General features: G+C 67.6%; 9 protein-coding genes and 1 pseudogene. 5 read left to right on the top strand and 5 right to left on the bottom strand.

Annotated elements, in window-relative coordinates; genetic code table 11:
- A pseudogene (locus ACYVK5_RS12680) lies at positions 1–841 on the top strand (hypothetical protein); the annotation flags it as partial.
- A 170-nt stretch (positions 842–1011) separates the two neighbouring features.
- Here ACYVK5_RS12680 and ACYVK5_RS12675 read toward each other — a convergent pair.
- From ACYVK5_RS12675 to dnaA, 5 genes are all read right to left on the bottom strand, one after another.
- Positions 1012–1557 carry a DciA family protein gene (locus ACYVK5_RS12675; RefSeq protein ID WP_460705432.1) on the bottom strand — a complete coding sequence of 182 codons (546 nt, stop codon included), beginning with the start codon at positions 1555–1557 and terminating at the stop codon, positions 1012–1014.
- A gap of 88 nt (positions 1558–1645) precedes the next feature.
- Positions 1646–2977, bottom strand: coding sequence for a DNA replication/repair protein RecF (gene recF, locus ACYVK5_RS12670; RefSeq protein ID WP_460705438.1), 1332 nt, complete (start codon positions 2975–2977; stop codon positions 1646–1648).
- 4 nt (positions 2978–2981) lie between these two features.
- Positions 2982–3875 (bottom strand): phosphogluconate dehydrogenase (NAD(+)-dependent, decarboxylating), encoded by an 894-nt coding sequence (gnd, locus tag ACYVK5_RS12665; RefSeq protein ID WP_460705430.1) that lies wholly within the window; start codon positions 3873–3875, stop codon positions 2982–2984.
- 80 nt (positions 3876–3955) lie between these two features.
- Positions 3956–5089 carry a DNA polymerase III subunit beta gene (gene dnaN, locus ACYVK5_RS12660; RefSeq protein ID WP_460705428.1) on the bottom strand — a complete coding sequence of 378 codons (1134 nt, stop codon included), beginning with the start codon at positions 5087–5089 and terminating at the stop codon, positions 3956–3958.
- Positions 5090–5809: 720 nt separating this feature from the next.
- Positions 5810–7246: a chromosomal replication initiator protein DnaA gene (gene dnaA, locus ACYVK5_RS12655; protein WP_460705426.1), complete on the bottom strand. Its 1437-nt coding sequence runs from the start codon at positions 7244–7246 to the stop codon at positions 5810–5812.
- 483 nt (positions 7247–7729) lie between these two features.
- On the opposite strand from dnaA, the gene rpmH reads away from it, so the two are divergent.
- The 4 genes from rpmH to yidC all read left to right on the top strand — a co-directional run bounded on the left by rpmH (position 7730) and on the right by yidC (position 9980).
- Positions 7730–7867: a 50S ribosomal protein L34 gene (rpmH, locus tag ACYVK5_RS12650; RefSeq protein ID WP_068270888.1), complete on the top strand. Its 138-nt coding sequence runs from the start codon at positions 7730–7732 to the stop codon at positions 7865–7867.
- Between the two features lie 2 nt (positions 7868–7869).
- Positions 7870–8337, top strand: coding sequence for a ribonuclease P protein component (gene rnpA, locus ACYVK5_RS12645; RefSeq protein WP_460705423.1), 468 nt, complete (start codon positions 7870–7872; stop codon positions 8335–8337).
- A gap of 92 nt (positions 8338–8429) precedes the next feature.
- A complete protein-coding gene (gene yidD / locus ACYVK5_RS12640) occupies positions 8430–8690 on the top strand; it encodes a membrane protein insertion efficiency factor YidD (RefSeq protein WP_460705436.1) in 261 nt (86 codons plus the stop codon).
- A 117-nt stretch (positions 8691–8807) separates the two neighbouring features.
- Positions 8808–9980 carry a membrane protein insertase YidC gene (gene yidC, locus ACYVK5_RS12635; RefSeq protein WP_460705421.1) on the top strand — a complete coding sequence of 391 codons (1173 nt, stop codon included), beginning with the start codon at positions 8808–8810 and terminating at the stop codon, positions 9978–9980.
- Positions 9981–9982 lie beyond the last annotated feature (2 nt).

The raw sequence follows: 9982 nt of genomic DNA, 5'->3' as shown, positions 1-9982 counted from the left end.
TCCAGAGACCTCAACCGACCCGTCCGCACACTCCTCCAGTCATGACTTTGCCGGAGCCCTGAAGTTCCTCGCCGGTGGTGCTCTCACCGCCGTCGCACTCGGTGGGATGGTCGCCATGGCCCCCGCCGCATCTGCTCACATCCCCGACACCAAGGCCGACTGCACCGGCCTCTACGTCGACCTCAAGTCGTACTACGGCGGCTCCGTCGAGGTCACCATCGACGGAGAAGTGGTCGAATCGACCGAGTTCCCCGATAACACGTGGAGCAACTTCGTCAAGCACTACCCGTTCGACGACGACACGGTCGACCACACCTGGTCTGTGGTCGTTGACGCATACGACGATGACAAGTACGACTACTCCGATGGAGACACCGTCGAAGCCTGCGCCGAGCCTCCGACGAAGGAGGTCATCTCGCCGGCCACGCCGGAGGTCGTCGCCGGTTGCGCAGTGACCATGGACGACGTCGTCGTCCCCGACAACACCGGCTCCGTGAACTACTCGAAGAACGAGACGGGCGTCGTCGCCGCGCTCGCGTCGGACGAGTACGAGTGGATCGAGGACCTCGGAGCCTGGACTCCGCAGGAGGACGGCTCCGTGCTGTTCCCCGCCGCACTCCTCCTGGTCGAGGAGGAGTGCGAGGAGGCCCCGTCTCCGACTCCGTCCCCGTCGGAGACGCCCGAGGTCTCGCCCTCGCCGTCCGAGCCGGCTGACGAGGAGGACCCGCCGGTCCTCGCCGCGACGGGTGCCACCGTCGGTGGCGCGGCGGCTTTCGCGCTTCTCCTCGTCGGTGGCGGCATCGCCCTGGTCGTCGCTCGCAAGCGCATGGCCAAGAACTGACCTCTCGCCGTCCGCTGCAGCAGTCAACGATCAGGCCCCTCGCCCTTCCGGGTGAGGGGCCTGATCGTTGTCCTGGTCCTGCGTGCGCCGGCGCCACGATCCGGCCCGGAGCGGGAACGCCACTCCGGGCCGGACAGCTCGGGGCCGGACAGCTCGCCTATCGGCGAGGATCAGCCGAACGTATCCCGGGGCCCCGGCCCGCGAACCGCCCGGGGCCCGCGCCGGAATCCAGGCCCGGCAGGTCCCAGCACCGAGACCTCCTCGACGACGCCCTCACCGATCTCCTCCGCCATCCGGCGCAGCAGGTGGGGCACCAGCATCCGCAGCTGCGTCGCCCAGGCGGTCGAGTCGGCACGCACCACGAGCACGTGGTCCTCGAAGGTGACCGGGGTGCAGTGCTCCGCGACGTCGTCCCCGACGACGTCGCGCCAACGCCCGACGACCCCGCCGACCGAGACGTCCTGCGTCCAGCCCTTCTCGCGCAGCAGCCGGCCGACCACGGAGCCCAGGAGTTGCGGGTCGCGTGCGTTCTTGCCCTGCGTCTCCTGGCGCGGCTCGGCGAGAGGCGACCTGCGCGCGGGTGAACCCGGGCGCAGTCCCTTCGCCCGGGCCGCTGCCTTGGCGCGGTTGAGGGCTGCTCGAGCGACCTCCTCGGGCGGGGTCAGCGACGGCTCGCCGGAGCTCTCCGAACCGTCCGGCGCCGCACTGTTATCCACAGCGTTCTGTGGATAACTTTCGGGGGCGTGGCGGGCTCCACGACGGCCTCCGTCGTCACCCCTGGTTGGCTCGCGAGACACATTCTTGTCACTCACGGGTGACCGCTCCTGGTTCCACGTGAAACCTCACCCCACTCAGCGACGCGGGCACATCATCCGGCACTGCGGCCGTGACAAGCACCTGCCGGGCGGGCAGTACGAGCTCCGCCAAACGCTCCCGCCGACGGGTGTCGAGCTCCGCGAAGACGTCGTCGAGGATGAGCACCGGGTCGGCATCCGTACCGTGGTCCGGGTCCCAGAACGCGGGCACCGAAGGCGGCGGCGCATCCAGCTCCGCAACGCCTCCCAACAGCCAGAATGACGCCAATCTCAGGGCCAGCGCGAACGACCACGACTCGCCGTGACTCGCATATCCCCGCACCGGCAGATCGCCGAGAGTGAGGAGCAGATCGTCGCGATGCGGCCCCACGAGACTCACACCGCGGTCGAGCTCCTGCTGCCGGACGCCAGCGAGCGCGGACGTCATCTGCGCTCGGATCCACGTTGCCGACGACGGGTCCTTGCCCGAGCCTCCGGACCCGTCCGAGGGCTCGTCCGACGGCGGTCCGTCTCCGGCGGTTAACCCACCGGACGCTATCGGCGCGTCGATCGATCCGGCCGCTCCAGGACCGCCGGGCGCACCGCCGGCTCGAAAGTTTTCCACAGGCACGGTGGACGACGATCGGTACTCGATCCGCGCCTCACCCTTGCCCTCGCTAACCGCCTCATAGGCCGCCCCGACGATCGGCCGAAGCGCGTCGACGAGCTGGAGCCGGAGCGACACGATCTCCGCGCCGAGTTCGACGAGGCGCCCGTCCCACACGTCGAGCGTCGCCAGCGCGGCCGGGTCGGAGCCACCCGAACGGCGCACCGCCCTGGCTGACTTCAGCAGCGCCGACCGCTGCTTGAGCACCCGCTCGTAGTCGGCGAACACCCCTGCGAGCCGGGGGACCATCAGCACGATGAGCTGGTCGAGGAATCGGCGCCGGCCATCGGGATCGCCCTTGACCAACGCCAGGTCCTCGGGGGCGAACAGCACCGTTCGCAGGATGCCGAGCACGTCGCGGGCGCGGCCCGGCTGGCCACGGTTGATCCGTGCTCGGTTGGCCTTGCCCTGCGTGATCTCCAGCTCGACCGTACTCGCCCGGTCTCCCCGGACGACGCGCGTGCGCACCACCGCACGCGATGCGCCGGCTCGGATCAACGGTGTATCGGCGGCGACGCGGTGCGAGCCCAGGGTCGCGACGTAGCCGATAGCCTCGACAAGGTTGGTCTTGCCCTGGCCGTTGGCCCCGACGAACGCGTTGACCCCTGGTTCGAGCTCCACGTCGACGCTCGCGTAGGAGCGGAAGTCGAGGAGGCTCAAGTGGGAGACGTACAGCGGTCTACTCGGCCTTCTTCACCGCGTGCCCGCCGAACTGCTGGCGCAGCGCCGCGACCGCGCGCATCGCCGGCGAGGACTCCTGGCGCGAGGCGAACCGGGCGAACAAGGCAGCCGAGATCACCGGCAGCGGCACGGCGTTGTCCACACCCTCGTCGATGGTCCAGCGTCCCTCGCCCGAGTCGTCGACCCAGTCGTCGAGGCCCGCGAGACCGGGGTCCTCCTCGAGGGCCTTGACCATCAGGTCGAGCAGCCACGATCGGACGACCGTGCCGCGCTGCCATGCCTTCATCGTGCCGTGCACGTCGGTGACGACGTCCTTCTTGGCAGCAAGCAGCTCATAGCCTTCGGCGTACGCCTGCATCAGGCCGTACTCGATACCGTTGTGGACCATCTTCGCGAAGTGGCCGGCACCGACGGTTCCCGCATGCACGAAGCCTTCTTCGCGCGGTCCCTCGGGACGCAACGCGTCGAACACGGGCATGAGCGTCTCGACATGCGCGACCTCGCCACCGCACATGAGGCCGTATCCGTTCTCCAGGCCCCACACACCGCCGGAGACGCCGCAGTCCACGTACCCGATGCCGCGCTCCGCCAGCTCGGCGGCGCGTTCCTGGTCCTCCACGTAGTGGGAGTTCCCGCCTTCGACGACGATGTCGCCCTCGGCCAGCAGACCACCCAGCTCGTCGATCACGCCCCGCGTCGGAGCACCCGCCGGGACCATCACCCAGACGATCCGTGGTGCCGGAAGCGCCGCGACCAGATCGGCGAGTGACGCGACATCCGAAACCTCAGGACGCGGATCGAAGCCGGTGACGTCGATGCCGAAGCGACGGAGGCGCTCCCGCATGTTGTTGCCCATCTTGCCGAGACCGACCAGGCCGATGTGGCTGACCATGTATTCCTCCAGAAAGTTCTCCACAGGCATCGTGCACGCACGAGTGGGCGGAAGAGCGCGTCACCGCCCCGGAGCGCGAATCAGCCCGTGAAGCGAATCGGGACCAGCAGGTAACGGTAGGTCGAGTCGTCCTCGCCGTCGAGCGAGTCCTGCCCGGTGAACTCCACCGGCTTGTTCGGGTGGGTGAACGAGAGGCGGACGAAGTCTGTACCCAGGGCCCCGAGTCCGTCCAGCAGGTACTGCGGGTTGAACGCCACCGCGATGTCCTCGCCGGTGAGCACCGCTTCCAGCGCCTCGGACGCCTGGGCGTCGTCCCCCTGGCCGGCATCGAGCACGACCTGGCCCTCGCTGAAGGAGAGACGGATCGGCGTGTTCCGCTCGGCCACCAGGCTGACGCGCTTGGCCGCGTCGATGAGCGGAGCCGTCGCGACGACGGCGTGGATCGGCGAGCTGTCCGGGAAGAGCCGCCGGACCGGCGGATAGTCGCCGTCGACGAGCTGCGAGGTGGTGTGGCGTCCGCCGGCTTCGAAGCCGACCAGGTCGACCCCACTCCCTGTGGACAGCCCGACGTTCACGGCACCGCCGCCGGCGCCGAGAGATCGGGCGACGTCGTTCAGCGTGCGAGCGCGGATCAGAGCGACCGCGGAGAAGCCCGGAGTTGCCGGGGTCCAGGTGAGTTCGCGCAGCGCCAGGCGGTAGCGGTCCGTGGCCAGCAGGGTGATCTTCTCGTCCTCGATCTCGACGCGGACGCCCGTGAGGAGGGGGAGCGTGTCGTCCCGGCTGGCGGCGACGGTCACCTGCGTGACGGCGGCCGTGAGCGCCTCGCCCGGTACGGTCCCGCTCAGTTCCGGCATCGCCGGCAGTGCGGGGTACTCCTCGACGGGCATCGTCAACAGCGTGAAGCGGCTCGCGCCACAGGTGAGGACCACCTTGCTGCCCTCAAGCGTGACATCCACAGGCTTGCTGGGGAGTGCGCGAGAGATCTCGGCAAGCAGGCGGCCGGAGACGAGGACCGTCCCGGGCTCGGCGACCTCGGCCGGGAGCTCCGAACGGGCTGACGTCTCGTAGTCGAAGCTGGCGAGGTTGAGGATGCCGGACGGATCCGCCTCCATCCGCACACCCGCGAGGACTGGTGCCGGAGGTCGCGTGGGAAGCGTACGCGCCGTCCAGGTGACGGCGTCCGCCAACACGTCACGCTCGACCCTGAACTTCATGCCGTTCCATCTCCCTCGCAGAACCTCGTTCCGTACCTGCCAGAGCCTACGCGAGGTGACTGACGTTGACGACGGGGAGGAGGGCTCCGTGGCGAGGTAGTTGCCCACCGACCCCAATTAGCACTAATGTTCGATCGGGTTAGATTCGGCCCTCGAGCCTGATGAAGGCGTGCTGATTTCCCCTTCTTAGACATCTGTAGTCGTCGTAGTAGGGGTTGTGGATACTGGGGATAACCGCTGTTTCCGCAGGTCAGACATGGTTCTTGGGTGTGGACAACCTGTGGGTACAACTGTGGGAAAACTAGGGGTCCATGTGGACGGCCGATTTTTACCCACAGGCCATCCACAGTTCAGGCTTCGTTGCCCACAGGTTTCGGGAGGTTGTCCACATGTCTTCCACAGGTTCATCCACAGGGGGGTTTCCGCATGGAGGGCCGCCAACCGTGGTTATCCACAGATCCTGTCCACACCCCTGGGGATAGAGAGTCGCGAACCGCGAGATTCTGCGGATCTCATTGTGCACAAACCTGTGGAGATGGGGTCACCGAGACGGCCCGAAGTTATCCACATGAGAATCCACAGGGCTGTGGAGATGTGGATCGAGGCGCTTCAGAGTCGCATCGACGCAGGCCAGCGCATGTGAACCAGGCGTGCGCGACGACGTGATGCGTGACGTCGTGGAAATAGGACCGATAGGTCAAGAAGAGGTGAGAACGCGCCTCAGGACACGCGATGCTGCTGCTTGATCCGCGCAGTGAGCTCGGTGACCTGGTTGTAGGTGGATCGGCGTTCCGCCATCTGGCCAGCGATCTTCTTGTTCGCGTGCATGACCGTGGTGTGGTCGCGCCCGCCGAACTGCTGGCCGATCTTCGGCAGGGAGAGCTCTGTCAGTTCTCGGCAGAGGTACATGGCGATCTGGCGCGCGGTGACGAGCACGCGCGAACGTGAGGTGCCGCACAGATCCTCGATCGGCAGCCCGAAGTACGCCGCGGTCTGTGCGATGACGACGGCAGGTGTGATCTCCGCGGTGTCGTCGTCGTCCGTGATGAGGTCCTTGAGGACGATCTCGGCGAGCGTGAGATCGACGGACTGCCGGTTGAGGTTGGCGAACGCCGTGACGCGGATGAGCGCCCCTTCGAGCTCGCGGATGTTGGTGGAGATCCGCGAGCCGATGTAGGAGAGGACCTCGTCGGGTACGTCCAGGTGTTCGGACGCGGCCTTCTTGCGCAGGATCGCGATGCGTGTCTCGAGGTCGGGCGGCTGGACGTCGGTGATCAGCCCCCACTCGAAGCGGGAGCGCAGCCGGTCCTCGAAGCCGCTGAGCTGCTTGGGCGGGACGTCGGACGTGATGACGACCTGCTTGTTGGCGTTGTGCAACGCGTTGAACGTGTGGAAGAACTCCTCCATCGTCTGTTCCTTGCCCTGCAGGAACTGGATGTCGTCGATGAGGAGCACGTCGACGTCGCGGTACCGACGCTGGAACGAGCCGGCCTTGCCCTCGCCGATGCTGTTGATGAAGTCGTTCGTGAACTCCTCCGAGTTCACGTACCGCACGCGGATGTGCGGGTAGAGGTTGTGGACGTAGTGCCCGATCGCGTGCAGCAGGTGGGTCTTGCCCAGCCCTGAGTCGCCGTAGATGAACAAGGGGTTGTAGGCCTTGGCCGGCGCCTCGGCGACGGCGACCGCGGCGGCGTGCGCGAACCGGTTGGACGAGCCGATGACGAAGGTCTCGAAGATGTACTTCGGGTTGAGCCGTGTCTGCTCGCCCGTCGGCTTCGGGGCCGGCTGAGGTGCGACCGGCATCTGCGCCTCGGCCGGCTCGGGGGCCTCGTCCGTGAGACTCGTCGGGGCGTGCGAGATCTGCGACGGCCCGGCGAGCGAGGAACTGCTCAGCTCGGGGTCCACGGTGATGCCGAAGCGCACGTCGCGTCCGAGTACCTCGGAGACGGCGGACGACAGCTCGTCACGGACCGCGGTCTCGAGGTATGTGCGCGTCTGTTCGTGGGGGACGGCGACGAAGACCATGTCGTTGACCACTGCCATCGGCTTCGCCAGCCGGATGAAGGCGAGCTGCCGGGGGCTCATGTCGGGACGCGCCTCGAGCGTGGTCAGGACTTTTGCCCAGACATCGGTGAGGCTGTCGTCCGGGTCGGCCACGGTCGTTCCTTACGGGTCGGGTCGCGCGAGGGTGCGGGACGGTCACTGCATCTGGGGGCGCGGAGCCCGTCCGCTCGATCTCATCTCGTAGCGCGGTGGACTCCTGGAGTCTGCCATGATGAGGCACCGTCCACACAGTTGTCCACAGGTTGTGGATAATGTGGACGAGGGTTATGCGACGGCCGCTCGACGGTCGCGACGGGCGGGTGCCCGCGTCTTCTGTGTGGCCAGTGCGACACCACGAAGCGCCGGGCGCGTTTGACCGAAGGGCGCCCGAAAGCGTAACGTCAGACAGCCGTTCCAGGTACTTTCGCGCGCCCGCTGCCGGTGATCTGCCGGGTTGGGCGGCCGGACCCCGGGTCGGCAGCCCGGCCGATGTCAGTATCGGCCGGACGAACGAACTCTGCATCGGCACTCGCCCCTGCATCGACTTGTTTCGTCGAGGACAGGTTGTGCCCTTCCCGACGTCTTCAGGAGTACCTCGTGAGCAAGCGGACTTTCCAGCCGAACAACCGCCGTCGTGCCAAGACGCACGGTTTCCGTCTGCGCATGCGGACCCGCGCCGGCCGCGCGATCCTCGCCAACCGGCGTGCCAAGGGCCGCGCCAAGCTTTCCGCCTGATCGTGTTGCCAGCGGCGCACCGATTGCGCCGTTCCGTCGACTTCGAACGGACGGTGCGCCGCGGCACGCGTGCGGGACGACCGACCTTGGTGGTTCATCTCCTCGCCGACCCCGGTGGCGGCAGCGTGAAACCGCCACAGGTCGGTCTCGTCGTTTCCAAGGCGATCGGCAACGCCGTGCACCGGAACAAGGTCAAGCGGCGCATCCGCGCGTCGGCAGCAGCGCACGTGGATGAGCTTCCGCCCGGCGTCCGCGTGGTGGTGCGGGCACTGCCGCCGTCGGCCGCGGCGTCGTACCACGACCTCGACGAGGACCTCGGTTCGTGCCTGGACCGCGCGGTCCGGAAGGCCACGCGGGGAACCCGCGGGGCCGGACGGCCGTTGCCTCTGACGGGAGCCGGCGCAGCCGGTCCGAGGACCGGCACGGTGACGGAGCCGGTGAACTCCATGAACGGCGGAACGACAGCATGACCTCCTGGACCGATGGCTTCCGGCTCGCGGCACTCCGCCCCGAGTCGTCCGGTAGCCGTCTCGGGGACATCCCTGTGATCGTGCTGGTCGGGATGATCCGCGTGTATCAGGCCTTCATCTCTCCGATGAGCGGTCCCACCTGCAAGTACTACCCCTCATGCTCGCGGTACGCGGTGATCGCGCTGCGCCGGCACGGTGCGCTCCGGGGGCTGGGTCTCGCGCTCTGGCGCCTGCTGCGCTGCAACCCGTGGAGCCTGGGCGGCGTCGACGATGTCCCGCCCGCGCGCGACCGCCGTCGTCGGGCAAGGGCCTCGGACGACGACGTCGCGCACGCTGCGCCGCACATGCACTGAGCAGTGCTCGTGCAGAACATCCGCGTACGACGACGGTCTCTGGGCCGCCACGCGTGCCTGCCGGGTAGCGGCCCCGGTACCCCCGACTTCCGCAACAATCAGGAGTGACTGAGACCGATGGAGAACTTTTTCCTCTGGGTCTGGCTGAAGCAAGGCGTGTCCTGGATCATGGTCGGCTCGCACGAGCTGCTCACGTTCCTCGGACTGCCGGACGGCCCAGGCATCGCATGGGTGCTCGCGATCGTGATGCTGGTGATCGTGATGCGCATCCTGCTCATCCCGCTTTTCTTCAAGCAGATCAAGGCGTCGCGCGGGATGCAGATGATGCAACCCGAGTTGCAGGCCGTGCAGAAGAAGTACAAGGGCAAGACGGACCCGGCGTCGCGCGAGGCCATGACGCGCGAGACGATGGACCTGTACAAGAAGCACGGGACCAACCCGTTCGCGTCCTGCATGCCGCTGCTGCTGCAGTCGCCGATCTTCTTCGCGCTGTTCAGCGTCCTGCGCGGGCTCAAGCCGATCGCCGACGGCGCGGCGGAGCCGCTGACGCCCATCTCGCAGGAGGTCGCCTCCGACATCGAGCAGTCGACGCTGTTCGGCGCGCACCTGTCCGACATCTTCATGCAGGACTCGTCCGTTACGGCGAAGATCGTCATCGCCGCGCTGATCATCGCGATGTCCGCCACCACGTTCTTCACGCAGCGCCAGCTCACCATGAAGAACATGCCGCCGGCGGCGCTCGAGGGTCCGATGGCGCAGACCCAGAAGATCATGCTCTACATGCTGCCGGTGATCTTCATGATCTCGGGCGTGAACTTCCCCGTGGGTGTCCTGATCTACTGGACGGTCACGAACCTGTGGTCGATGGGCCAGCAGTACTACACGATCAAGCGGATGCCGGCCCCCGGATCGCGTGCCGAGAAGGAGATGCAGGAGCGCAAGGCTCGCAAGGCCAAGGAGAAGGCGCTCAAGAAGGGCGAGCCGGTTCCGGAGGAGGTCGTCGAGGTGCTCGAGCCGAAGCCGCGCGGCCAGCGGGTCCAGCCCAAGCGCAAGGACCGCCGGAAGGGCACGCCCCGGCAGCCGGTGGCGACCGCACAGGCGGCGCCGTCCGGCAAGCCGTCGGAGAATGACGGCGCGCCTGATCCCGTGGCAGCCTCGTCGGAGGCGTCCCCGACGGCGGGTACGACGACGGCGGAGGAGTCCCGGAACGGTACGCCCGCCGGGAACAAGAGCAAGGCGAAGACCAGGCCTGCCGGCGGTTCGCCGTCGGGCAAGCGGAAGAAGAAGTAGGA

It is taken from the genome of Myceligenerans halotolerans (genome assembly GCF_054782975.1).
The sequence above is the reverse complement of the archived record's forward strand: the minus strand, read 5'-3'. Positions and strand labels throughout refer to the sequence as shown.